Origin of the sequence: Prauserella cavernicola (genome assembly GCF_016595675.1) — a bacterium.
In the GTDB taxonomy this organism is placed as follows: Bacteria; Actinomycetota; Actinomycetes; order Mycobacteriales; family Pseudonocardiaceae; genus Prauserella_A; species Prauserella_A cavernicola.
The window spans coordinates 1-24,413 of record NZ_JAENJH010000013.1 but is presented as its reverse complement, the minus strand read 5'-3'; the positions used below and the strand labels follow the sequence as shown (position 1 = coordinate 24,413).

General features: G+C 71.6%; 22 protein-coding genes. 5 read left to right on the top strand and 17 right to left on the bottom strand.

Going from position 1 to position 24,413, the window contains the following annotated elements:
* Positions 1–3 precede the first annotated feature (3 nt).
* Positions 4–1,170 carry an erythromycin esterase family protein gene (locus tag JHE00_RS32345; RefSeq protein WP_200325590.1) on the bottom strand — a complete coding sequence of 389 codons (1,167 nt, stop codon included), beginning with the start codon at positions 1,168–1,170 and terminating at the stop codon, positions 4–6.
* Between the two features lie 82 nt (positions 1,171–1,252).
* Between JHE00_RS32345 and JHE00_RS32340 the strand changes: the two genes are divergently transcribed.
* Both JHE00_RS32340 and JHE00_RS32335 read left to right on the top strand, forming a co-directional pair.
* Entirely contained in the window at positions 1,253–1,987 is a 735-nt protein-coding gene (locus JHE00_RS32340; RefSeq protein ID WP_200325588.1) for a TioE family transcriptional regulator, read from the top strand.
* A 270-nt stretch (positions 1,988–2,257) separates the two neighbouring features.
* Positions 2,258–5,161: a glycosyl hydrolase gene (locus JHE00_RS32335; protein WP_200325586.1), complete on the top strand. Its 2,904-nt coding sequence runs from the start codon at positions 2,258–2,260 to the stop codon at positions 5,159–5,161.
* On the opposite strand, the gene JHE00_RS32330 is transcribed toward JHE00_RS32335, so the two are convergent.
* Entirely contained in the window at positions 5,158–5,631 is a 474-nt protein-coding gene (locus tag JHE00_RS32330) for a carboxymuconolactone decarboxylase family protein (RefSeq protein ID WP_200325584.1), read from the bottom strand. The two genes, JHE00_RS32335 and JHE00_RS32330, sit on opposite strands and share 4 nt — an antisense overlap.
* Positions 5,632–5,832: 201 nt before the next feature.
* Here JHE00_RS32330 and JHE00_RS32325 point away from each other — a divergent pair, with 201 nt between their 5' ends.
* From JHE00_RS32325 to JHE00_RS32315, 3 genes are read left to right on the top strand one after another with little or no spacing between them, the layout of a single operon-like run.
* On the top strand, positions 5,833–7,632 hold the full coding sequence (locus JHE00_RS32325; protein ID WP_200325582.1) for a flavin-containing monooxygenase: 1,800 nt from the start codon (positions 5,833–5,835) through the stop codon (positions 7,630–7,632).
* Positions 7,622–9,220 (top strand): NHL repeat-containing protein, encoded by a 1,599-nt coding sequence (locus tag JHE00_RS32320; RefSeq protein WP_230425411.1) that lies wholly within the window; start codon positions 7,622–7,624, stop codon positions 9,218–9,220. Before JHE00_RS32325 ends, JHE00_RS32320 begins: the two co-directional genes overlap by 11 nt.
* A 43-nt stretch (positions 9,221–9,263) precedes the next feature.
* Complete coding sequence (locus JHE00_RS32315) at positions 9,264–9,812, top strand: TetR/AcrR family transcriptional regulator (RefSeq protein WP_200325580.1); 549 nt, start codon at positions 9,264–9,266, stop codon at positions 9,810–9,812.
* A gap of 7 nt (positions 9,813–9,819) precedes the next feature.
* Here JHE00_RS32315 and JHE00_RS32310 read toward each other — a convergent pair whose 3' ends face one another.
* From JHE00_RS32310 to JHE00_RS32240, 15 genes are all read right to left on the bottom strand, one after another.
* A complete protein-coding gene (locus tag JHE00_RS32310) occupies positions 9,820–10,842 on the bottom strand; it encodes an SDR family NAD(P)-dependent oxidoreductase (RefSeq protein ID WP_200325578.1) in 1,023 nt (340 codons plus the stop codon).
* Positions 10,843–10,940: 98 nt separating this feature from the next.
* Positions 10,941–11,384 (bottom strand): MaoC/PaaZ C-terminal domain-containing protein, encoded by a 444-nt coding sequence (locus tag JHE00_RS32305; RefSeq protein WP_200325576.1) that lies wholly within the window; start codon positions 11,382–11,384, stop codon positions 10,941–10,943.
* Complete coding sequence (locus tag JHE00_RS35995; RefSeq protein ID WP_200325574.1) at positions 11,381–12,364, bottom strand: NADPH:quinone oxidoreductase family protein; 984 nt, start codon at positions 12,362–12,364, stop codon at positions 11,381–11,383. Before JHE00_RS35995 ends, JHE00_RS32305 begins: the two co-directional genes overlap by 4 nt.
* 13 nt (positions 12,365–12,377) lie before the next feature.
* Complete coding sequence (locus JHE00_RS32295; RefSeq protein WP_200325572.1) at positions 12,378–13,520, bottom strand: CaiB/BaiF CoA transferase family protein; 1,143 nt, start codon at positions 13,518–13,520, stop codon at positions 12,378–12,380.
* Positions 13,521–13,530: 10 nt separating this feature from the next.
* Entirely contained in the window at positions 13,531–15,186 is a 1,656-nt protein-coding gene (locus JHE00_RS32290) for an AMP-binding protein (RefSeq protein WP_200325570.1), read from the bottom strand.
* Positions 15,183–16,148: an acyl-CoA dehydrogenase family protein gene (locus tag JHE00_RS32285; RefSeq protein ID WP_200325568.1), complete on the bottom strand. Its 966-nt coding sequence runs from the start codon at positions 16,146–16,148 to the stop codon at positions 15,183–15,185. Before JHE00_RS32285 ends, JHE00_RS32290 begins: the two co-directional genes overlap by 4 nt.
* Positions 16,145–16,924: an enoyl-CoA hydratase-related protein gene (locus JHE00_RS32280; protein WP_200325566.1), complete on the bottom strand. Its 780-nt coding sequence runs from the start codon at positions 16,922–16,924 to the stop codon at positions 16,145–16,147. Before JHE00_RS32280 ends, JHE00_RS32285 begins: the two co-directional genes overlap by 4 nt.
* Positions 16,921–17,787 (bottom strand): 3-hydroxyacyl-CoA dehydrogenase family protein, encoded by an 867-nt coding sequence (locus JHE00_RS32275; RefSeq protein ID WP_200325564.1) that lies wholly within the window; start codon positions 17,785–17,787, stop codon positions 16,921–16,923. The genes JHE00_RS32280 and JHE00_RS32275 overlap by 4 nt, the downstream gene beginning before the upstream one ends.
* 9 nt (positions 17,788–17,796) lie before the next feature.
* Positions 17,797–18,675 carry a 3-hydroxyacyl-CoA dehydrogenase family protein gene (locus JHE00_RS32270; protein WP_200325562.1) on the bottom strand — a complete coding sequence of 293 codons (879 nt, stop codon included), beginning with the start codon at positions 18,673–18,675 and terminating at the stop codon, positions 17,797–17,799.
* A 50-nt stretch (positions 18,676–18,725) separates the two neighbouring features.
* Positions 18,726–19,478: an SDR family NAD(P)-dependent oxidoreductase gene (locus tag JHE00_RS32265; RefSeq protein ID WP_200325560.1), complete on the bottom strand. Its 753-nt coding sequence runs from the start codon at positions 19,476–19,478 to the stop codon at positions 18,726–18,728.
* Positions 19,475–20,698: an acyl-CoA dehydrogenase family protein gene (locus JHE00_RS32260; protein ID WP_200325558.1), complete on the bottom strand. Its 1,224-nt coding sequence runs from the start codon at positions 20,696–20,698 to the stop codon at positions 19,475–19,477. The genes JHE00_RS32265 and JHE00_RS32260 overlap by 4 nt, the downstream gene beginning before the upstream one ends.
* Complete coding sequence (locus tag JHE00_RS32255) at positions 20,695–21,480, bottom strand: enoyl-CoA hydratase/isomerase family protein (RefSeq protein WP_307832209.1); 786 nt, start codon at positions 21,478–21,480, stop codon at positions 20,695–20,697. Before JHE00_RS32255 ends, JHE00_RS32260 begins: the two co-directional genes overlap by 4 nt.
* The gene (locus JHE00_RS32250) at positions 21,473–22,714 is read right to left on the bottom strand and encodes a CaiB/BaiF CoA transferase family protein (protein ID WP_200325556.1); all 1,242 of its coding nucleotides are present in this window, start codon (positions 22,712–22,714) and stop codon (positions 21,473–21,475) included. Before JHE00_RS32250 ends, JHE00_RS32255 begins: the two co-directional genes overlap by 8 nt.
* Before the next feature lie 46 nt (positions 22,715–22,760).
* Positions 22,761–24,098: an MFS transporter gene (locus JHE00_RS32245; RefSeq protein WP_200325554.1), complete on the bottom strand. Its 1,338-nt coding sequence runs from the start codon at positions 24,096–24,098 to the stop codon at positions 22,761–22,763.
* 186 nt (positions 24,099–24,284) lie between these two features.
* Complete coding sequence (locus tag JHE00_RS32240) at positions 24,285–24,407, bottom strand: FCD domain-containing protein (protein WP_307831840.1); 123 nt, start codon at positions 24,405–24,407, stop codon at positions 24,285–24,287.
* Positions 24,408–24,413: the final 6 nt, after the last annotated feature.

Genomic DNA, 24,413 nt, shown 5'->3' with positions numbered 1-24,413 from the left:
CCCTCACCTCATCGTGACACGCTCGCGCGCCGCGACGGCGGCTCCGTCGGGCACGTGCAGCAGCGCGTCGGCTCCGGCGACGGTCGCGTCGTCGAGCGGGACATAGCCCTGGCCGGGGTCGAGGTCGGTGCGGGTGCGCGCGGGGCCGACGGCGGTCTCCGCCACGAGGTTCCAGCCGCCGTCGCGGTGCTGGAGCCTGCCCTCGTAGGTGTCGGCGGCCGGCTCGCCGAGGCCCAGCGCGTCGCTGCGGCCGAGGCTGCCCGCGACGAACGTGTAGCGCTGCCCCAGCAGTGGCGCGACGATCGAACCCGCGCCGTTCCAGGAGACGTCGAGATCCCCGAGCCGCCAGGAGCTGCGGTTGCGCTGCAGGTGCAGGTTGTGCGCGAACACCAGTGCCGGCCCCCGGCGCGCCTCGAACTCGGCGAGCTCGAGCAGGTTCCGGGCCATGAGCGCGTCCCGAACGGCCGACTGGCGCGACAGCCGCGCGCCCTGCTCCCCCGGCTCGGCCGAGGTCCGGTGGTAGCGCAGCAACCCGATCCCGGCGTTCAGGTGGGTCCTGGCCCGCAACCAGTCGGCGCGGGAGGTCGCCGCGATCAGCTCCGGCGCGCGGGTGTGCAGCGCGGTGAGCAGGTCGTCGGCGAGCACGCGCAACCTCGACGCCTCGGGTGTGGCGCCGACCGAGTCCGCCGCGTTCGGCACCGCCTCCTGGCGGCTCCACCGCTCGTCGTCGCCGGCGAGGGCAGCGAGGTCCAGCTCCTCGCCGAGGTAGGCGCGGGCGTGCTCGAGGTAGCGCAGCGGGCTGGGCGCGCTCGCCAGGTCCGTCGGGGCATCGAAGCCGTGGAAGGCCAGCCGCCGCCCGGCCGGGCGGCACCGGTTGTACTCGCGCATCCGGCAGACGAGCTGCCGGTTGCTCTCCGCCTGTCCGAAGCCGTGGGAGAAACCGTGGCGCAGCACCGTGTCCAGATCACCCTGGCCGTGGCGGACGTAGTCGTCCACCATGAATGCGGCGACGCGATCGGTCTCCAGCACGATCGAACGGAAGCCGCACCCGGCGAGTCCGAGGAAGAGCTCGTTGCGGATCCAGCCGAAGGCGGGTTCCGCGTGGGCGGGTTCCCCGAAGGCGAGCAGGTCGCCCGGGGTGGCCGAGAGGTGTCGCAGGTCCTGACTCATGTGGCTCGATCGTATCGTTGACATCCACGTTGAAACTTGCTCCGAGAACACGTCAGTAGACGTGCGGTAAAGTCTCAAACCGGTGAAGACCTTGCGACCGACCGACCTCGCCCGCGAGCACGGCATCTCGACCCAGGCGGTGCGCAACTACGAGCGCGACGGGTTCCTGCCCGCGGCCGAGCGCACCGCGAGCGGCTACCGGATGTACACCGAGGTGCACGTGGCCGCGCTGCGCGCCTACCTCGCGCTGCTGCCCGCCTACGGCTACGCGGTGGGCGGCGAGATCATGACCGCGCTCAACGGTGGCGCGCTCGACGAGGTGCTCACGGTCATCGACCGCGGGCACAGCCAGCTGCTGCGCGACCGCGAGACGCTCGACGCGGTCCGTCTGGCCGTCGGCCACCTGACCGAACAGCCCCGCACCGCGGCGGAACCGGCGGGAGGGCCGTTGAGCGTCGGCGAGCTCGCCCGCAGGCTGCGCGTCACCCCGGCGACACTGCGCAACTGGGAGAGCCACGGCGTGCTCACTCCCGAGCGCGACCAGGCAGGCTACCGCCGCTATCACGCGGTCGACGTCCGCGACGCCGAGCTCGCGCACCTGCTGCGCCGCGGCGGGTACCTGCTGGAGCACATCGCCGGCGTCGTCGAGCAGATCCGCACCGCGGGCGGCACCGAGGCGCTGGCGGACGCTTTGGGGAGCTGGCAAGCGAAACTGACCGCACAGGGCCTGGCGATGTTGCACGCCGCCACCCGCGTCGGCGAGTACCTGGCCCTGCTCGGCCACCCTCTGCCGCGGCGCGGTCCGGCGTTGCGCTGACCCGGTGGCGCGCGCACTCCAGGCTTGACAGCGCACTCGCGCTCGGGCAAACATGGTTGCCAACCTGAGTGAAACGATTCAAAAAGTCGCTTCACGGTCGACGGCGACGAAGGGACAGGCGCAGTGGCCTCACCCGTGTCCTTTCCGGATCGACGTCTCTCCACCGTCGACTAGCCCCGCGCCCCAAGGATTATCTCTGTCCGAGAGCGGCCACAGTGGAACCTCGTCGCGCTCGGACGTTCGATCTCGGACTCGATGAGGAGTGTGCAGATGCGCCGACGTGATGTGCTCCGTGGTTCGGCCGCGCTGGCGGTGTCCGTCGCCGTGGCCAGGGTGGGCACGGGAACCGCCGCCACCCGGCCGGTCGCCGCGACGGCGCCCCGGGGCGCGCTTGGCTGGTCGCCGTTCACCGCCGAGACGCGGCCGTGGACCCGCTGGTGGTGGCTGGGCAGCGCGGTCACCGAGGACGGGCTCGCGCGGCACCTGCGGCAGTTCGCCGATGTCGGCTTCGGTGGCGTCGAGATCCAGCCGATCTACGAGGCACAGGGCTACGAGGACCGCGTGCTCACCTACCTCGGCGACGACTGGCTCGCCGCGCTCGACGCCACCACCCGCCACGCCGGCGAGCACGGACTGGGCGTGGACCTGACCACCGGCTCCGGCTGGACGTTCGGCGGGCCGTGGATCTCGCCGGAACTCAGCGCCGGCCGCGCGCTCACGGAGTTCTGGGAACTCGGTGAGGGGCAACGACTTCCGGCTCCGGTCCGGACCACGCAGCCACCGCACCCGGACCTGCTCGACGAGGAACTGCTGTCGCGGCCCGACCTGCGACCGCCGATGGACCCGCTGCCCGAACCCCCGCTCGTGGCACTCGTCGCGACGGAGAAGACCGGCGGCGACACTGTCGACCTCACCGCGCGCGTCGGCGCGGACGGCACGCTCGACTGGACGGCCCCGGCCGGGCACTGGCAGCTGACCGCGGTGTTCAGCGGCCTCGTGCTCAAACGCGTCGAGCGGGCAGGCCCCGGCGGCAAGGGGCTCATGGCCAACTACTTCGACGCCGAGTCGATCCAGCACCACCTGGAGAACTTCGGCACCGCGCTCGGCGAGGGCCCGCGCGGCATCCGCGCGCTGTTCCACGACTCGTTCGAGCTGGAACGCACCGACTGGACGCGCGACGCGGTCGCCGAGTTCGCGCGGCTGCGCGGCTACGACCTGGTGCCGCACCTGCCCGAGGTCTTCGGCGACGCGGGCACCGAGGACACCCGCTCGCGGGTGCTCTCCGACGTCCGCGAGACGTTCTCGGACCTGTTCCTGGAACGCTTCGCCCAGCCCTGGACCGAGTGGAGCGAGGCACGAGGCTGGCAGACCCGCAACCAGGCGCACGGCTCCCCCGCGCACCTGCTCGACGTCTACGGCGCCGCCGACATCCCCGAGACCGAGTTCCTCGGTGGTCAGATCCTGCCGATTCCCGGCCTGCGCGAGGGCGCGGGCCCGGCCGAGCCGCCGGTGTCGCTGGTGTGGCGGTGCGCGTCGTCGCCCGCGCACGTACTGGGCAAACGGCTCGTCGGCGCCGAGAGCCTCACGTGGCGCGACGAGCACTTCCACGTCTCGCTGTCGCAGGCCAAGCCGACGCTGGACCTGCTCTTCACAGCGGGCATCAACCACGTCGTCTTCCACGGCACCGCCTACTCCCCCGAGGACGCGCCGTGGCCGGGCCTGGCCTTCTACGCGGCCACGGAACTGCAGCCCGCCAACCCGTTGTGGGGCGATCTTCCCGAGCTCACCGGCTACCTCACCCGCTGCCAGTCCGTGCTGCAGAGCGGCGAGCACGACAACGACGTGCTCGTCTACTTCTCGCAGCACGATCTGTGGGCCGAGACCGACGGCGGACTCGGCGACGGGGCCGAGGACCCCGAGCTGACCCCGGACTTCACGTGGCAGGGCACCGAGTGGATGTACGACCACCCGAGCGGCGCCGGTGCCGTGGCGCGGGAACTGGAGCGCCGCGGCTGGCAGTTCGACTGGGTGTCCGACCGCCAGCTCGCCGGTTTCCGCGGCTCGCGCTCGGGGGTGCGCAACGACCACGGCCACTACGCCGTGGTGCTGGTGCCCGGCACGCGGCTGATGCCGGTGGAGACCCTGGAGCGGCTGCACGACCTCGCCGCCGACGGGGCCACGGTGGTGTTCGCCGGAGAACTTCCGTCCGACGTTCCCGGCCTGGCCGACCTGGACGCGCGGCGCGCGCGGCTCACCGAGCTGACCGACGCGCTGCGGCGCAGGCCGTCCGGGCGGGGCTCCTACCGCGTCGGCCGCGGCCGGATCGTGGTGACCGAGGCGGGCGTCTCGGTCGACGACGCGCTGAACACCACAGACGCGCGCCGCGAGCCGATCGCGGACTCCGGACTGCGCGTGCTGCGCCGGACCCACGACGAGGGCAGGCACTACTTCCTCGTCAACGCCACGGCCGAGCGCGTCGACGATTGGTTCCCGCTCGGCACGCCCGCGGTGTCGGTCGGCGCGCTCGACGCGCTGCGCGACACCCACGGTCGAGCCAGGACGCGATGGTCGCGAGGCCGCCTGCACGTGCGGGTCGCACTGGATCCCGGCGAGTCGCTGATCCTGCGGACGTTCGCGCGGCGCAGGCTCGCCGACCCGGTGAGCCCCGTGTTCGCGCCCAGCGGCAGGCAGCGGGCGATCGAGGGGCCGTGGACCCTGCGGTTCCGCGAGGGCGGACCCGCGCTGCCCGCCGAGCGCACGCTGACCGAGCTGGTGTCGTGGACCGACCTGGGCGAGGCCGAGACGAACTTCTCCGGCACCGGAAGCTACGGCACGTCGTTCGAACTGTCCACTGCGGACGCTCACCGCACCTGGGAGCTCGACCTGGGCGATGTCAGGGAGTGCGCCCGGGTGCGGCTCAACGGCCACGACCTCGGCACGGCATGGGCGCTGCCGTTCCGGCTGCCGGTGGGAGACCTGTTGCGGGCGGGCCGCAACGTCCTCGAGCTCGACGTCACCAACCTCGCGGCCAACCGCGTGCGGGACCTCGCCCGGCGGGGTGAGCTGCAGGCGAACTACTACCTGCGCTGGCGCACCACCCCGCCCGAGCAGTGGGAGCCGATGCCGTCGGGTCTGCTCGGCCCGGTGCGGCTCGTCGAGTCCCGGGGCCGCTAGCCGAACTGGCCGACCCGGTAGTCGCCCGCGGGCTGCTGGATCAGCACGTTCAGCCGGTTGTAGGCGTTGATCGAGGCGATCAGGGCCACGAGCGCGGCGAGCTGGTCCTCGTCGTAGTGCTTGGCGGCCAGTTCCCAGGCCTCGTCGCTGACGCCACCGGCGGCGTCGGCGATGCGGGTGCCCTGCTCGGTCAGCTCGAGCGCGGCGCGCTCGGCCTCGGTGAAGACCGTGGCCTCGCGCCAGGCGGCGACCAGGTACAGCCGCTGCGGGGTCTCACCGGCGTGCACGGCCTCCTTGGTGTGCATGTCGGTGCAGAAACCGCAGCCGTTGATCTGGCTGGCGCGCACCTTGACCAGTTCCTGTGTCGCTACGGGCAGCCCCGACTCCGACACCGCCGCGTTCGCGGCGTTGAGGTGGCGCAGGTACTTGCCCGCGATCTTGTTGCCGAACAGGTTCAACCGGGCTTCCATGTCGATCTCCTCCGTCGTCGTGCACGGTCTACGTGGTCTACACAGCCCTGACGGAGCAGCCGCCGCGAATGCGACAGCGTTGGATGTGACCGTGGTCACGGCCTTAAGCCGACATCTGTCGGACTCTGTTGGTGATCCTCTCACCGCGCACTGCTACGGTTAAATCAATCAGTTGATTTAAGTGAGCGTAGAAGGGTGCCCATGTCGACACCGGAACCTCCGCCCGTCCCCGACTTCGACCCCGACGCACTGCGCGCGCGGTACCGCGCGGAACGCGACCGTCGCGTCCGGCCCGAGGGCGCCGCGCAGTACCGGGCTCCCGAGGGCGCTTTCGGTTACTACGCCGACGATCCGCACGCCGACCCGGAGTTCGACAGGGAGCCGCTGAGCGACCGCGTCGAGGTGGTGGTCGTGGGCGGCGGGTTCGGCGGGCTGCTCACCGGCGCGCGCCTGCGCGAGGCAGGCGTCGAGAGCATCCGGGTGATCGAGAAGGGCGGCGACTTCGGCGGCACCTGGTACTGGAACCGCTACCCCGGCATCCACTGCGACATCGAGTCCTACGTCTACCTGCCCCTGCTCGAAGAGGTCGGCTACGTGCCCGAGTGGCGGTACTCGCCCGGCGAGGAGATCCGCGAGCACGCCCGCGCGATCGGCAGGCACTACGACCTCTACCGCGACGCGTGCTTCCAGACCGGCGTCACCGAACTGACGTGGGACGAGCGGGAATGGGTCGTGCACACCGACCGCGGCGACCGCATCCGCGCGCGCTACGTGGTGGTCTCCAGCGGCACACTCGACCGGCCCAAGCTACCGGGCATCCCCGGCATCGAGACCTTCGCCGGGCACACGTTCCACACCAGCCGCTGGGACTACGACTACACGGGCGGATCCGCGGAGGGCGGACTCACCGGGCTGGCCGGCAAGCGCGTGGCGCTCGTGGGCACGGGCGCCACCGCGATCCAGGTGGTGCCGCACCTGGCCGAGGCCGCCGAGCAGCTCTACGTCTTCCAGCGCACACCGTCCACTGTGGATGTCCGGGACAACCGGCGCACCGACCCGGAGTGGGCCGCGTCCCTGGAGCCGGGCTGGCAGTGGCGGCGCAGGGAGAACTTCCTCGCGGTGCTCACGGGCAGCGAGGTGGACACCGACCTCGTGTCCGACGCCTGGACGGGCAGCGCGCGGCTGCTGCACAGCCTCGTGCCGACCAACGCCTACGACGACGTGCCAGCCGAGGAACGGGAACGTCTCGAGGAGATCGCGGACTTCCACAAGATGAACGCGCTGCGCACCCGCGTGGACGACGTCGTGGACGACCCGGAGACGGCGGAGCTGCTCAAGCCCTGGTACCGCTACCCGTGCAAGCGGCCGACGTTCAGCGACTCGTACCTGCAGGCGTTCAACCGGCCCGGCGTCACGCTGGTCGACACCGCCGACCACGGCGGCATCGAGCGCGTCACCGAGACGTCGGTGGTGGTCGGCGAGCAGGAGTACCCCGTGGACTGCATCATCTTCGCCACCGGTTTCGATGTCGGGAAGTCCGACGTGCTCACCGGGCGCGTGCCGGTGCGCGGACGCGACGGGCTGCCGCTGCTGGCGTCGTGGCGCGAGGGCCCGAAGACCCTGCACGGCTTCTACAGCAACGGTTTCCCGAACCTGTTCCACCTCGGCCCGCTGCAGAACGCCAGCTCCGTCAACTTCGTGCACATCCTCGACGAGCAGGCGATCCACGTCGCCGGTGTGGTCACCGAGGCCCGCAAGCGCGGGGCCACGCGGGTCGAGCCGAGCGTCGAGGCCGAGGCGGCCTGGGTCCGCACGATCGAACAGAAGTCGCCCGACCTGGAGACGTTCCTCGACGAGTGCACGCCGGGCTACTACAACAACGAGGGCGGGCCGAGACGTCGTCGGCAGTCGTTCGGTGACGGGCCCGTGGTGTTCCACGAACTGCTGCGCCGGTGGCGCGAGGACGGCGGCATGGACGAGGTGTTCGCCGATGCCGACTGATCCCGTCCGGCCCAGCCGGTTCGGTCCCGTCCGGCCGCGCGGCGGCGACGGCGTGACCCGGCTGACCCCGCCGAGCCGCCTGTGGGGCTCCAACGGCGTGGCGTTCGGCCCCGACGGCAGGCTCTACGTGGCGCAGTTCCTGGCCGGGCAGATCAGCGCCGTGGACGTGGCCTCGGGCGACGTCGAGGTCGTGGTGCCCGCCGACGGGCCGGTCGCCTCGCCAGACGACCTGGCGTTCGGCCCCGACGGGTCGATGTACATCACCGACCTCGTGCCCGGCCGGGTGTGGCGGCGCGATCCCGGCGGCGAGTACACGCTCGTCTCCGGCGATGTGGCGCTGCCCAACGGCATCGCGTGCGCGGGCGAGCGGCTGTTCGTCAACGAGATGCGCATGGACGGCCGCGTGCTGGAACTGTTCCCGCGGGACCAGGACGCCAAGCCCGTGGTGCTCGCGGACGGGCTCGCGATGGGCAACGCGATGCAGCTGGGCCCTGACGGGTTCCTCTACTACCCGCACATGCTGACGGGACAGGTCTTCCGGGTCTCGCCCGACGGCGGCGAGCCCGAACTGGTGGCCGGCGAGGTGCACGAACCGGTCGCGGTGCGGTTCGACAGGGGCGGCGTGCTGCTCGTGCTGTCGCGGGGCGCCGCCGGGTTCGTGACGCGCATCGAGCTCGACAGCGGACGGCGCTCGGTGGTGGAAAGCGGCGTGGTGGGCCTCGACAACGCCGCGTTCGACGACGACAACCGCATGTTCGTGTCCAGCTTCGCCAGCGGCGGGATCGCCGAGCTGCACGAGGACGGCCGCACCCGCCAGGTCGTGCCGCAGGGGCTCGGCGGGCCCTACGGCGTCGCCGTCGACCGCGCCGGCACCGTGTTCACCGCCGACCACTACCGCCTCGCCAGTGTCGACGGCGACGCGGTGAGCACGCGGGAGCTGTTCCTGTTCAGCCACGGTGTCGTGGCCGACGGGGAGCTGGTGCACGTCACGTCCCAGTACGGCGACGTGTCGACCTACGACCCGCGCAGCGGCGAGGTCACGGTCCGGGCGCGTGGGCTGGCCGCGCCGTGCGGTCTCGCGGTGCGCCCCGACGGCACGCTGCTGGTGGCCGAGTCCGGAGCAGGGCGCGTCGTGGCGCTCGGCGGCGGCACCGCCGAGGACGTGCGAGTGGTCGCCAACGGGCTCAGCCGCCCGGTCGATGTCGCAGTAGACACCCGGCAGCGCTGGTACGTCAGCGACGAGGACCTCGGGGCCGTGCTGCGGATCGACGACGGCACCCCGGTGTCCGTCGTGGACGGACTGGACGCACCGCAGGGCCTCACGATCCGCGACGGCGAGCTGCTGGTGGTGGAGAGCGGACGGCGGCGGGTGCTGGCGATCGACCCGGACACCGGCGAGCGCGGGATCGCGGTGGACGACCTCGCGCTGGGACTTCCGGCGGGGGCCACCCGAGAGCCGCCCGCGTTGTTCAGTCACGGCCTGCCGGGCGTGCCACGGCAGTTCGCGGGGGTCGCGGTGGGCCCGGAGGGCGCGCTCTACGTCTCCGCCACCGGCGAGGGCAGTGTGCTGCGCGTCGATCCGGACTGAGCGCCTCGCGCCTCGACCTGCGGTGGCGGCCTAGGATGGCGGCATGGTCAGGCCGTCCGGGAGATCGACGCGAGACGAGATCCACTGGGCCGCCTCGCAGCTGTTCCGGGAGCGCGGGTTCGCGCGGACCTCGGTGCGCGACATCGCCGCGCTGGCCGAGACCAACCCGGCACTGGTCATCCGCCACTTCGGCACCAAGGAACTGCTGTTCCTCGAGACGATGCACCTGAGCCTCGACGACGAACCACTGCTGGACGTGCCGCTGGAGTCCTTCGGCGAACGGTTCGTCGAGGTGCTGCTGTCCACGGAGGACGACATCAAGGGCGTCTACCTCGCACTGGTGCGCGGCAGCAACGAACCGAACATCGCCGCCAGGCTGGACGAGGTGCACCACACCGCGTTCGTCGCGCCGGTGCGCGCCCGCCTGTCCGGCCCCGACGCCGATCTGCGAGCGCGACTGGCGGCGGCGGTGGTCGGCGGGCTGCTCTACGCGCTGTGGGTGGTCGGCGACACGCACCTGGCCGCCGACCACCGCGAACTGGTGGTGCGCTACGGCGCCCTGTTGCAGGAGATCCTGACCCCGCACGGCTGAGCCGGGCTCACTGCACCGACCAGCCGCCGTCGGAGGGCAGCACGGCGCCGGAGATGTTCACGCCGTCGTCGCTGAGCAGGAACGTGATCGAGGCGGCGATCTGCTCGGCGGTGGCGATCGCCGGGATCAGGCGCAGGAAGTCGCCGGTGCGGTCCCTGCCGAACTCCGAGGTCCTGGCGTCGGCGCCCAGTCCGGTGGCCACGCCGCCGGGAGCGACGGCATTGACACGGATGCCCCGCGGGCCGTACATGAACGCGGTGTTGCGCGTGATGCCGACGACGGCGTGCTTCGAGGCGGTGTAGGCCACACCCGCGGCGTTGCCCCGCAGGGCGGCCTCCGACGCGACGTTGACGATCGAACCGCCGCCACCGGCGAGCATCACGGGCAGCACGGCGCGGGTGAGCCGGAACGTCCCGTCGACGTTGACGGCGAACACGCGCCGCCAGACCTCGTCGGAGGTCTCGTGCAGCGGCGAGAAGTCGTCGACGATCCCGGCGACGTTGGCCAGTCCGTCGATGCGCGGGCCCGCCGCCGCGACGATGCGCTCGACGTCCTCGGCGCGCACGATGTCGGCGGCGATGGGCACCACGGAGTCCTCGCCCAGCCCGGCGACCAGCTCCGTCAGCCGGTCCTCGGCCAGGTCGGCGGCGATCACCCGGCCGCCCTCGCGCACCACTCGCGAGGCGACGGCCCTGCCGATGCCGGACGCGGCGCCGGTCACCACGATCGTCCTGCCCTCGAACCGGCCCGCCACCACGCGCTCGCGCCAGCCCTCGGCCCGTTCGGCGTCGTCGGCGGGGACGACCCCGCCGTTGACGGAGGCCACGAGGTCGTCGACGACGCTCTGCGGCAGGCGGCCCTGGCTCAGGTCCACCAGCTGTTGCAGGGGCAGGTTGCTCACGGGAGCGAGCACGGTCTCGTCGAACCCGCTGGCGGCGAGCAGCTCACGCAACGCGGCGGCGCCCTCGGGACGCGCCAGCCAGTCGCCGACGGTGCTCGCCGCGGTGAGCGGCCTCGGGGTGTCGGTCATGGAGTGCCCTCCTGGAGATCGAAAAGTAAACTTAGTTTACTCGATCTCGCGCACTGCCTCTCCTGGCCGCGAGGCCCGGCGTCCGGGCAGTGGACCGCTCAGCGCGACAGCAGCAGCGACTTCGTGCCCTGCTGCACCACCTCGTCGCGCTGGTTGAGCACCTCCACCGCGAACACCACGACCGCGCGGTCCCGCCGCGAGCGGCTCGGCCGCAGTTCCGCCACCGAGTACCGCACATGGATGGTGTCGCCGAGATGGATCGCGCCGGTGAACCGCCAGTCGCCGATGCCGAGGAACGCCACGATGCAGTCGTCGAGGGCGCCCGTGCGCGCCCACATCAGGCCGTGGGCGTAGCTCAGCCCGAGCAGGCCGTGGGCGACACGGGTGCCGTACTCGGTGCCCTTCGCGTACTCCTCGCTGGTGTGCAGCGGGAAGAAGTCGCCGGTCAGGCCCGCGAACGACACCACGTCGGACTCCGTGATCGTCCGCGAGGGGCTGTCGAACGTAAGCCCGACGCGCAGGTCGTCGTAGGTCAGGCTCATGCGCGCTCCGGCACGATCACGACCTTGCCCTTGATGCCGCCGTCCTTCACGGCCTGCAGCGCGTCGCCGGTCTTGCCGAGCGGGAACGTGCTGTCCACCGGGATCGTGATCCTGCCCTCGACGAAGAGCTGGAGCATCTCCTCCATCGTCGAGCGCATCAGTTCCGGGGTGCGGTCGCGGTAGTCGCTGCTCTGCAGGCCGACCACGGAGATGTTCTTGACCAGCAGGTGACCGGGCTTGATCGGGTTCTGCCCTCCGGAGGCGAAGCCGACGATCACCACGCGGCCCTCCCAGGCCGTGGCGCGCACGACCTGGGTGAGCACGTCACCGCCCACCATCTCCAGCGTCACGTCCACGCCGTGGCCGCCGGTGACGCGCAGCAGGTCGTCGCGCAGTGTCGAGGCGTCGGAGGTCAGTGCCACGTCGGCGCCCTGCTCGCGCGCCAGCCGAGCGCGTTCCTCGTCGCGGGCGAGCGCGATCACGGTGGCGCCCAGCGCTTTCGCGAGTTGCACGCCCGCCGAGCCGACACCGCCGCCCGCGCCGGTCACGAGCACCCACTCCCCCTCGCTCAGCCGCGCCCTGCGCACGAGTCCGAAGTAGGCGGTGCTGTAGACCAGACCGAACGCGGCGGCCTGTTCGAACGTGATCTCGTCCGGCAGCGCCACCACCAGTTCCTCAGGCACGAGGAGCTGCTCGGTGAAGGCGCCGTGCTCGACGAGGGTGAGCACCCGCTGCCCCACGGCCAGCCGCTCGACGCCCTCGCCGACGGCGAGCACGGTGCCCGCCGCCTCTTTGCCCGGGCTGAACGGCCGCTCCGGCAGGTTCTGGTAGGTGCCCTCCACCACGAGGATGTCGGGGAAGTTGACGCCGGCCGCCGCGACCGCGATCACGACCTCGCCGGGACCGGGCTCCGGGTCGGGCACCTCGGCGACGACGAGACCGCTGGGCGGGCCGAACTCCTGGACCTGGACTGCGCGCACGAATGGTTCCTTTCTAGGCCGGGGTGGACCAGAGACGCCCGGTGTCGGCGGGCAGCGGCTCCAGTCCGGGGTAGGCGACGCCGCCGGGCTCACCGCGCAGCGCCGGGTCGACGGGACTGCGCAGGGTGCCGACATCGACGCCCGGCCCGGTGATCCGCTCGGGCCGGTCGGGCTCCAGCAGCCCGGCCTCGACGGCCTCGTCGAACGTCGCCACCACGACGGTGCAGACGTCCTCGCCGTCGAGCACGGTGCTCCAGTGCTCGGCGGAGTGGGCGCCGATGCGCTCGGCGACCGCCGCGATCACGTCGGCTTCCCTGCCCTCGTCGGCGATGTAGGTCTCGGGCAGTTCGATCAGCCGCGCGAGCCGTTCCCAGAACTTCTGCTCCAGCGCGGCCACCGCGACATGACGTCCGTCCGATGTGGAGTAGATGTGGTAGCGCGGACTGCCTCCGGTGAGCTGCTCGGCGCTCGGCCTCGGCCACCGGCCGCTGCCCTGGTGGGCCGCGATGTAGCCGTAGGCGAGCACCTGGAGGTTGTGCGCCATCGAGACGTCGAGCAGGCAGCCCTCGCCCGTGATGTCGCGCCGGCGCAGCGCGAGCAGGATGTTGACCACCGCCGGGTAGGTGCCGCCCGCGATGTCGGCGAGCACCGTCACCGGCAGCTGCGGCGAGCCCTCGCGGTCGGTGACCACGCCGAGCAGCCCGGTCTCCGCCAGGTAGTTCAGGTCGTGACCCGCCTTCGCCGCCTGGGGCCCGTGCTGGCCGTAGCCGGTGATCGAGCAGTACACGACACCGGGGTTCACCGCGCGGACCTGCTCGTAGCCGAGCCCGAGCCGGTCGGCCACGCCCGGCCGGAACTGCTCCATCACGATGTCGGCCTCGGCGGCCAGCGCCAGCACGCGGTCGCGGTCGGCCGGGTCCTTGAGGTTCGCGGCGTAGGCCCGTTTGCCGCGGTTGAGCACGGCGTAGTTGGCGCTCGTGTCGCCCAGCCTCGGCTGGTACGAGCGCATCTCGTCGCCCGCACCGGGACGTTCGATCTTGATCACGTCGGCGCCGGCTTCGGCCAGCATCAGGGTGCCGAGCGGCCCCGGCAGCAGCGTCGAGAGGTCGAGTACGCGCACGCCCGCGAGCGGCCGCTGGTCAACGGTGGAGGTCATGTCCTGCCTTTCAGCGCGCGACCAGCTGGCGCAGCTTGAACTTCTGGATCTTGCCGCTCTGGGTCACCGGCAGCTCGTCGAGCAGCACGAGCCGTTCCGGCAGGTAGTGCTTCGACAGGCCCTGGGCGAGCAGGTACTCGCACAGCGACTCCAGGTTCAGCGTCGCGCCGGGCCGCAGCGCCAGCACGGCGCACGCGCGCTCGCCGAGACGCTCGTCCGGGTAGGCCACCACCGCCGCGTTGAGCACGTCGGGGTGGTCGAACAGCACGGTCTCCACGTCGGTCACCGGGATGTTCTCACCGCCGCGGATGATGATGTCCTTGCTCCGCCCGCGCAACGACAGCCAGCCGTGCTCGTCGACGCTCGCCGTGTCGCCGGTCTTGAACCACAGCCCCGGCAGGAACGCTTCGTCCGTCGCATCAGGACGGTCGTAGTAGCCGAGCACCACGCCCGGCCCCTTCATCAGCAGATCACCCGTGACGCCGGCCGGGACGTCGTTGCCCTCGGCGTCCACCACCCGCACCGCCGAGCCCGCGAAGATCGAGCCGTCGGTGAGCTGGACGTCGTCGGACTCCTTCGGCGTGGCCGAGCTCATGATGCCGCACTCGGTGAGACCCCATGCCGAGGCGATGTAGGCGCCGAACGCCGTGCCCGCCCTGGCGGGCAGCGTCCTCGGCACCGACGAGCCCGCGATCACCAGGCACTCCAGCGGACAGTCGGGATCGTCGACCAGGTCCGTGCGCATCATGTCCTGCAGGAACGTCGGTGCGCCGAAGAACGCGGTGATCCGCTCCTGGCGGATCACGTCGACACCCCAGACCGGGTCCCAGCGATCGACGTGCACGCCGGTGCCCGCGAGGTGCACGGTGAACAGCACACCCCACATGAAGCCCGTGTGGTGCCCGGCGGGCGAGGCGACGAGCTGCACCATCGGGTCACCGTAGGCTTTCGGCCCCAGGTGCTCGGCGATCGCCATCGCCCCGTAGAGCAGCGTGTCGTGCGTGTGCATCGCGCCCTTCGGCTCGCCCGTCGTACCCGACGTGAAGCCCAGGTAGCAGAGCTCACCGGGATCCGGCCGCGGGAACTCGCGCACGGGCACATCGGCCAGCGACGACCACAGCACCTCACCCTCGCGCAGCCCCTCGGGGTCGTCGTCGAGCACGACCACGGTCTCCAGCTCGGGCAGCTCCGCGCGCAGGGTCCGCGAGAGCTCCAGGTGGCCGGTGCTGCGCCACGAGCGCGGGATCACCAGCACCTTCGCCTTGCTCCGGCGCAGGATCGCCGCGGCCTGGCGCTCGCCGTAGGCCACGGGAACACCCGCGTAGATCGCGCCGAGCTCGTTGATGCCGTACACCAGCGCGGCGTACTCGATCCAGTTCGGCAGCATCAGCACCACCGCGTCGCCCTTGCCGACACCGAGGCTCGCGAGCGCCGACGCCGCGTGGTGGGCGGCCGCGTCGAACTCCCGGTAGGTCTGGCGCACCACGGGACCGTTCGTGCGGTACCCGACCAGCGCGGTGCGGTCGGGGTGCTCGGCGGCGACCTCGGACAGCACGGAGCGGACGGTGCGGTTCTGCCACATCCCCGTCGCGCGAAACGCGTCGGCGTCGGCGTCGGTGAGCGGGGTGTGCTGGTGGCCGAGCAGCTCGGCGAGGGAGGAACTCATGCTGATCCTTTCGCGGAACTCGCGAGGTCGAGTGCGCCCGAGCGGCGCGCGGCGGCGACGTCGCACGCCGCGCGCAGCGACACCGCGTCGCGCAGCAGGCGCTCGACCGGGTACTCGGTGAGGTAGCCGTAGCCACCGTGGGACTGCAGCGCCCGCGCGGCGGCGTCGATCGCCGACTCGCAGGCCGTGTCGAGCACGGCGGCGGCCTGCCACGGCGTGGCGGGGGCGTCCTGCTGGAGCTGGCGCAGCAGTCCGGCGGCCGTGCTCGCCGAGGCGAACAGCGACTCCCTGACCGTGGGCAACGCGGTGAGCGCTCCGCCGAACTGCGTGCGCCCGGCGCTGTAGTCCAGTGCCGCCTCGGCCGCGGCGTCGGCGATCCCGGCGGCCACGGCCGCGGCGCCGAGCCGCAATCGCACCCTGGCCGCGGCAACGTCCCCGCTCAGTGCCACGCCCTCGCCCGCCGGTTCGGCGAACCTGGTCAGCGCGCCGTCGAGCCCGGTGCGGCGCAGCGGCCGGTAGCTCAGTGACTCGGGCGAGTACAGCACGGCACCGTCGTCGGAGAGCACGATGACGTGCGGCGTCTCACCCGCGGCGTCGACGCGCCCGTTCTCGGTCACCGCCACGGCGACGTCCCCGGCGTGCACGCGCTCGCGCACCTCCGGATGCTCGCCCAGCAGCTCCGCCGCGGCGTGGGCCTGCACGGCCGCCCAGCCGAGCGCGGCGTGCGCGCGGCCGAGCCGGGCGAACACCGTGGCCGCGAGCGCCACGTCCGCTCCCCCGCCGCCGAGCCGCTCGGCGACGCCGAGCGTCCACACTCCCAGCCCGGCGAGCTGGGAACGCAGCGCCGCCACCTCGGCGGGCCGCTCGTCGTCGCGCGCGGAGTCCACATCGGACAGCACGCCGTCGAGCATGGCCACCAGGTCGGCCTGCTCCCCGGCGAAGTCGGGCGCGTTGCGGCTCACTTCCAGAACCTGTCGGGATCGGGCTCGCGACGCTCACCGAACGACGCGCTCACCTCGTGCGCCTCCTGCGTGGTGAGGTAGACGCTGAGCAACTGGTCATGCGCCATCCTGGCCTGGCCGGAGACCCCGTTGTGCTTGCCGGAGAACGCGGCCTTGAGCCCGCCGAGCGCCAGCGGGCTGCGGGTGGTCAGGGTGCGCGCGACCTCAGCGGCGCGCGTCCGCAGCTCCTCGGCGGGCACGACCTCGTTGACCAGTCCCATGCCGAGCGCCTCCGTGGCGGAGTACTTGCGGTTGAGATACCACATCTCCTTGGCGCGCTTGCGGCCGATCGTGTCCTCGAGGTACCAGCTGCCGTAACCGGCGTCGAAGCTGCCGACCATCGGGCCGACCTGCCGGAAGACGGCGTTCTCGGCGGCGATCGTGAGGTCGCAGACCGTGTGCAGCACGTTGCCGCCGCCGACGGCGAACCCGTTCACCGCGGCCACGATGGGCTTCGGGATGGTGTCGATCGCCTGGTACACGTCGATGATCGGCAGGACCTGCGACTGGTCGAGCGAGGTGGTCTCGTCGTGCTCGCCGCCGATGCAGAAGAACTTGTCGCCGGTGCCGGTGAGCACGGCGGCCCGCAGCGCCGGGTCGAGCCGGAACCGCTGCAGCGCGTCGGAGAGCTCCAGGCACGTCTCGTGGCGGAACTTGTTGCCGGCCTCCGGCCGGTTGATCGCGATCGTGGCCACCGGGCCGTCACGCTCGACGGTGATGTCGGTGTAGCTCGTCACTGAGCGTTCCCCTTCTCTGTGCGGAATCCCTGGCCGTTCTTGTCGCCGTGGTAGCCCGCGGCCACCATCTGCCGCAGCAGCGGCGGCGGCGCGAAGCGCGGGTCGAGCGTCGCGTCGTAGGCGCTGCGCGTGGCGTGCTCGTGGACGTCGAGCCCGATCAGGTCGAGCAGCTCCAGCGGGCCGAGCTTGTAGCCGAGGCCGAGCCGCATCGCCGTGTCGATGTCCTCGGCGCTGGCCAGCTCCGCGTCGTACTCGGCGATCACGTCGTTGAGATACGGCAGGAGCAGGTGGTTGACGAGGAAACCGGGGCGGTCCTTGACCACCACGGGGTCCTTGCCGAGGTCCTCGACGAACGCGCTGAGCCGCTCCGCCACGCCCGGCTCGCTCTGCAGCGCGCGGACGACCTCGACCACCTTCATCAGCGGCGCGGGATTGAAGAAGTGCAGCCCGGCGACGCGGCCGGGGTTCGGCACCGAGCCCGCGAGGTCGGTCACCGACAGTGCGGAGGTGTTGGTGACGATCAGCGCGTCGCCGGCGACGACGGCGGCGACCCTGGCGAGCAGGTCCCGCTTGACGTCGGCGCGTTCGGTGACGGCCTCGATCACCAGGTCACAGCTCGCGAGCGCGGCGAGGTCGGTGACCGGGCGGACGCGGTCGAGCAGCTCGTCGCGGCCGGCCTCGGTGAGCTTGCCGCGCCGCACGCCGCCGTCGAGGAACGCACGCAGCCGGGCCAGGCCGGCGTCGGCGCGGTCCTGGTCGGTATCCAGCACGGTGACCGGGCGGCCGGAGGCGGCCACGACCTGCACGATCCCGGCGCCCATCGTGCCGAAGCCCAGTACCGCGACGTTGTGGATGTCGGACATGAGCACTCCTTAGGAACCGAACAGGCGGTTGTCGTCGTAGGTGTAGAAGCCGCGCCCGGTCTTGCGGCCGAGATCGCCCGCCGAGACCATGCGGTCGACCATCGGCGGCGGGAAGAACTTCGGGTCGCGCAGCTGCTCGTAGAGCCGTGTGGCCACCTGCTGGTGGATGTCCATGCCGACCACGTCGAGGAGCTTGAACGGGCCCATGGGGTGGCCGAGTGCGCCGGTGACGGCGGCGTCGATCGACTCCTTGGTGCCCAGCCCGTTCTCCAGCGCCTGGATGCAGCTGTTCTCCCACGGGATGAGGAAGCGGTTGACGATGAAGCCGGGCCGGTCCTTGGTGACCACCGTGGTCTTGCCGACCGAGGCGAGGAACTCGAGCGTCGCCCGGTGGGCCCAGCTCGCGGTGTGCCTGCCGCCGGCCACCTCGACGAGCTTCATCAGCGGCGCGGGGTTGCAGTAGTGGGTGCCCACGACCCGCTCGGGCAGCGACGAGCCCGCCGCGATGCCGGTGACCGACAGCGTGGAGGTGTTGGTGTGGAAGAGGGTGTCCTTGCCGACGATCCCGTCGAGCTCACGGAAGAGCTCCCGCTTGGCGTCCAGGTTCTCGAAGATCGCCTCGATCACCACGCCCGCGCCCGCGAGATCGGTCAGCGCGGTGGTGCCCTCGATGCGCGCCGAGGCGGCGGCCGCCTCGTCCTCGGTGAGCTTGCCGAGCTTGGCGCTCTTGGCGAGGAAGCCGCGCACGGTCTGCACGCCGCGAGCGACGCGCTCGTCGTCGAGGTCGTGGATGAGGGTCCGGTAACCGGCCCTGACGGCCACGGTGGCGATGCCGGATCCCATGGTCCCGGCGCCGAGCACCGCGACGGTGCGGTCGTGCGAAGTCACGTCGTTGTCTCCGTTCTCTGTCCGCGGTGTCCGCAGTCTCCGCGGTGTCCTTATCGGACGGTCTGGCCGCCGTCGAGCACGATGTGCTCGCCGGTCATGAAGTCGGACTCCGGGCCCGCGAGCAACAGCAGCCAGGGCTTGATCTCGGCGGGTTCTCCCATGCGCCGCGCGGGGATCGCGCGCAGCACCTTGTCGGTCGCGTCGCCGTCGGCGCGCAGCCCTGAGTTGAGGTCGGTGGCGAAGTAGCCGGGCGCGATGGCGTTGACCTGCACACCGTGGCGGGCCCATTCGATCGCCATCGACCTGGTGAAGGCGATCACCCCGGCCTTGGACGCCGAGTAGGCCGCGTGGTGGGACACGCCCTGCAGCGCGAAGTTGGACGCGATGTTGACGACCTTGCCGGACTTCTGGGCCACCAGGTGCCTGCCCACCGCGCGCGTCGCGAGATACACGCCGCGCAGGTTGGTGGCGATCACGCGGTCCCACTCGTCCGGCTCCTGGTCGAGCAGCGCCGTGGTGGCGACGATGCCCGAGTTGTTCACCAGGATGTCGACGCGGCCGAAGCGCTCCACGGTCGCCGCGACCATGCGCTCCACGGCCTCGGGGTCGGTGATGTCGGTGGGGCACGCCAGCGCCTCGCGTCCCGCCCGCTGTTGCTCGGCGACGAACTCGTCCAGCTGCTCCGCCGTGCGGGCCGCGACGGCCACCTTCGCGCCGGCCTCGGCCAGCGCCTCGGCCATCGCCCTGCCGAGCCCTCTGCCCGCTCCGGTGACGATGGCGACTGTGCCCTGCAACGAGGTCATTGCTGCTCTCCTACCTTCCGTGCGGTGTCGCGCGCGATCAGCAACCGCTGCACCTCGTTGGTGCCGTCGTAGATCTGGGTGACCTTCGCGTCGCGCAGGCAGCGCTCGACCCCGAGGTCGGCGAGGTCGCCGTACGGACCGAGGATGCGCATCGCCTCGAGCGCGGCGTCGAAGCCGAGGTCGGTGCAGGTCTGCTTCATGATGCCGATCTGACCGGCGTCGGGTGCGCTGGAGCGGTCGACCTCGCGGGCGACACCGAACAGCAGCAGCCTGCCCTGCAGGATCCGGCCGCGCAGTGTGGCCAGCGCGAACGCCGCCTCGGCGGGCAGTGTGGGGCCGTGGACGCGAGTCAGCGCCCGCAGCGCGCGCCCGTACGCCGCGCGCGCCAGGCCGATGCCCTGGGCCGCCGCGCTGATGCGGGACTTGATGACGGAGTTCATCACGACCTGCCAGCCGCCGCCCTCGTCGCCGAGCCGGTGGCCGGCAGGGATGCGCACGCCGTCGAAGAACAGCTCCGCCGTGCTGGAGCCATGCATGCCGAGCTTGTCGAACGGCCTGCCCCGCTCCAGACCGTCCCAGGCGCCGTTGAGCACGAACGCCGTGATGCCCTTGCGGCCCAGCGACCGGTCGACGCTGGCGAAGCAGATGATGACGTCGGCGCGATCGCCCGTGGTGATGAACGTCTTCGAGCCGCGCAGCGCATAGCCGTCATCGGCGGGTGCGGCGACCGAGCTCAGCCCGGCCACGTCACTGCCGGCGCCCGGCTCGGTGATGCCGAGCGCGCCGTAGGAGCTCCCGTCGAGCAGGCCGGGGATGTAGTGCTGGGCCAGCTCCTCCGACCCGGCGATCAGGATCGGGTAGGCGGCGTGCATCTGGGTCATGTAGACGAGGCTCGTCGCCGCGCAGCCCGCGGTGATCTCCTCCATCGCCGCTGCGTAGGCGACGTTGGTGTCCCCGGTGCCGCCGAGCCGCTCGGGAAAGACGAGCCCGGCGAGCCCGGCCGAGGCGAGCGCCTGGTAGCTCTCGTGCACGAACTCGTGCGTCCGGTCCACTGTGGCCGCTCGCGGCGCGACCTCGTGGGCCACGACGTCACGGACCTGCGCCCGCACGCGCAATTCGCGCTCGTCGAGCAGCGCGTCGGCGGCGGACTCGTCGAGGCTCTCGTGGTGGGCGAGGTAGGCCAACGGGTCGGAGTCGATGTCGAGTGGTGCGGTGTTCATGCCCGCTCCCCGAACCTCGGTGCGCGTTTGTCCTTGAACGCTGCGACGCCCTCGCTCGACTCGCCGCCGCCGATGGCGAGCGCGGCGAGCCCGGTCTCCAGCGCCAGGCCCGCGTCGAGCGGCACGTCCAGGCCGCGGTCGACGACGTCGAGGATCGCGCGGCAGGCCCGCGGGCCCTTGGTCGCGATGGTCCCGGCCAGCTCCAGCGCGGTGGGCAGCAGCTCAGCCGGCTCGGTGGGCGGCAGCACGGCGAGGCCGAGCTGGTAGGCGCGTTCGGCGTCGATCCGGCTGCCCGTGAGCATCACGTGCCTGGCCACCGCGGGACCGGCGACGCGGGCGAGCCGCTGTGTGCCGCCGTAGCCGGGGATCAGCCCCAGTCCCGCCTCGGGCAGTCCGAGCGAGGCCTTGTGCGAGACCACGGCGAACGAGCAGGCGAGCACCAGCTCGAACCCGCCGCCGAGCGCGAGTCCGTTGACCGCGGCGATGACCGGGACGGGGCTCCGTTCGATCTCGCGGAACACGGCCTGTCCGGCGCGCATCACGGTGTGTGCCGTCTCGGCGTCGAGCGTGGCGAGCTCGTCGAGGTCGGCGCCCGCGCTGAACGCCTTCTCCCCCGTGCCCGTCAGCACGATCGCCCTGGTGCCGTCGGCGGCGAGCGCACCGATCTCGGCGCCCAGCCGCCGCACCAGCCGCGCGTTGAGCGCGTTGTGCACGGCGGGGCGGTCGATACGCACGGTCGCCACCGCGCCGTCGCGCTCCACGACCACGAAGTCGTCACTCACCGACACTCACCTCGGTCCCATCTTGCACGGCCCCACCGGCCAGCAACTCGTCGATGTCGGTGCCGGTGAGTCCGCACTCGCCCAGCACCTCCCTCGTGTGCGCGCCCAGTGCGGGAAAGCGCACGTTGCGTGGCTCCGGCATGGACGCGAAGCGGAACGGGCTGTGCACGCTGTGCATCGCGCCCTCCGTTCCCGGCACGGGAAGCAGCGCTCCCCTGGCCACCACCTGCGGGTCGGCGACCACTTCGGACAGTCGCTGGACGAGCGAGCAGGGGATTCCGGCCTCACCGAAGATCTTCTGCCACTCGGCGGCCGGGCGCTCGGTCAGTGTGGCGGTGACCGCGGTAACGAGCCGTTCCCGGTGCTCGCGCCGGCCCGCGTTGTCGGCGAGGTCGGGATCGGCGCCGAGCTCCGGCAGTCCGATGACGTCGCAGAACCGCCGCCACATCGGGTCGTTGCCGATCGCGATCGCGAGATCCCGGTCGGCGGTGGGAAACGACTGGTACACGGCGAGCACCGAGTCGGTGCCGCCGCTGGGTGCGGGCTCGCGCTCGCCTGCCAGGTACGAGGCGATGCGCGGCGCCATCACGGCCAGATCGGAGTCCAGCAGCGACACGTCGATGAGCTCGCCCTCGCCGTGCTCGCGCTGCCGCACCACGGCGGCGCTCACCGCGAGCGCCGCGCACATGCCCGTGACCACGTCGGACAGCGCCGACGACACGCGCTGCGGCGAGCCGCCCCTCGCGCCCGTCACGGACATGATCCCCGAGCGGGCCTGCGCGGCGAGGTCGTAGCCGGGCAGCGCGTGGTCGGGCCCGTCGAGGCCGAAGCCCGACATCGCGCAGTAGATGAGCCTCGGGAACTCGGCCCGCACCGTGCGGTGGTCGATGCCGAGCGACTCGAGCTTGCCGGGGTTGAGGTTCTCCATGAACACGTCCGCCGAGCCGATGAGTCTGCGCAGCGTCTCGAGCCCCTTCGGGTCCCGCAGGTTGATCACGACCGAGCGCTTGTTGCGGTTCGCCGAGGCGAACCACGCGGAGGCGTCCTGCACGAACGGCGGACCCCACGACCGGGCGTCGTCACCGGCGCCCGGCCGCTCGACCTTGATCACGTCCGCGCCCAGGTCGGCGAGGTACATCGACGCCGTCGGGCCTGCGTAGGAGGTCGTCATGTCGATGACCTTCAGTCCCGCGAGCGGCCCACCGGCGGGCGCCTGCTCATCCTGGTCGTTCATTACCACGTCCTCATATTGTTGGACATTAGTCTTCGCGTCAAGGTGCTCAGGCGGAAGCGGACTCCCGCTCGGACGCGCCCGGCTCGCGGCTGGCGTCGTCGATGTCGTCCCGGTAGGACTCCTTCGCGACGTAGACCGCGACGAACGTCAGCACCCCGCCGAGGACGATGTAGAGCGACAGCGGCCACGGGCTGCCGGCCCACGAGAACAACGCGGCGGAGATGAAGGGCACCGGACCGCTCATGAGCATGCCGCCGACCTGGTAGCCGATCGCGGATCCGCTGTAGCGCAGGCGGGTCTCGAACAATTCGGGCAGGAAGCTCGCGAGCGTGGAGTACGTCAGCGAGTGCGCGATCGGCAGCGCGATCACCATCGCGGCCACGATGCCGAGCGTACTTCCCGTGTCCAGCAACCAGAAGAACGGAAAGCCCATGAGCGCCGTCACCACGCACCCGGCCAGCAGCACCGGCCTGCGCCCGTAGTGGTCGGCGAGCATCGCCGTGGCGGGGATCGTGAAGATCTGGACGAACGAGGCGATGCAGACCGCCAGCAGCACCGTGTCCCTGGTGACGCCGTCGTGCTGCGAGCCGTAGCTCAGCGCGAAGACCGTGGCCATGTAGAAGGGGATGTTGGCCGCCGCCATGGAGAACACCGCGATGAGCACGGCCTTCCACGACGTGCGCAGCACCTCGATGGCGGGGAACTTCGACTGCTCCCCCTTGTCCTGCACGGACTTGAACGCCGGGGACTCCGAGATCTTCATGCGGATGTAGAGGCCGAGCAGCACGAGCACCACGCTGGCGAGGAACGGGATGCGCCAGCCCCAGGTCATCATCGCTTCCTCCGGCAGCTGCTCCACCAGGAAGAACGCCGCCGTGGCGAGGACCAGACCCGCGGGAACGCCGCACTGCGGCCAGCTGCCGTAGAACGCGCGCTTGCCGGGCGGGGCGTGCTCGACGGCCATCAGCACGGCGCCGCTCCACTCACCGCCGATCGCCACACCCTGCAGCAGCCGGGAGAGCACCAGCAGCAGCGGCGCCCAGATGCCGATCTGCGCATACGTCGGGAGCAGGCCGACCATCGCGGTTCCCACGCCCATGAGCACCAGGCTCAGCACGAGCATCGTCTTGCGCCCCAGCCGGTCGCCGAAGTGGCCGAACAGCACGCCGCCGAGCGGGCGGGCGGCAAAGGCGACGCCGAAGGTGGCGAACGAGGCGAGCGTGCCGGCGAGCGGGTCGAGCGCCGGGAAGAAGATCTTGTTGAAGATCAGGGCCGCCGCGGTACCGAAGATGAAGAAGTCGAAGAACTCGATCACGGTGCCGATGAAGCTCGCGAATGCGATCTTCCGGATCGACGCCGGAGGGGCCGGGGGCTGATTAGCCATGGTGCTCACTCCTGGTCAGGTCGCCCATGCGCCCGGGACGACGCGTCTTTGCGATGGGGGCAACCGTAGGACAGAAGGTCCACTTGTTCAAGGTCCAACATTTAAAAGACACACCGACCCCTGACCGGCTCCGCGCAGCACTCGAAGCCCGCCGCGCGAGGCACGACGGGCTGGGGTTACCGCAGGTCAGCGTTGGTTGTGTGCGGCGAGGTGCTTGCGCAGATAGGTCAGGTGCTTGACGATCGCGTCCTCGGCGGCATCAGGATCACGCTCGGCGATGGCATCCACGATGGCCTTGTGCTGACGCACCGTCGC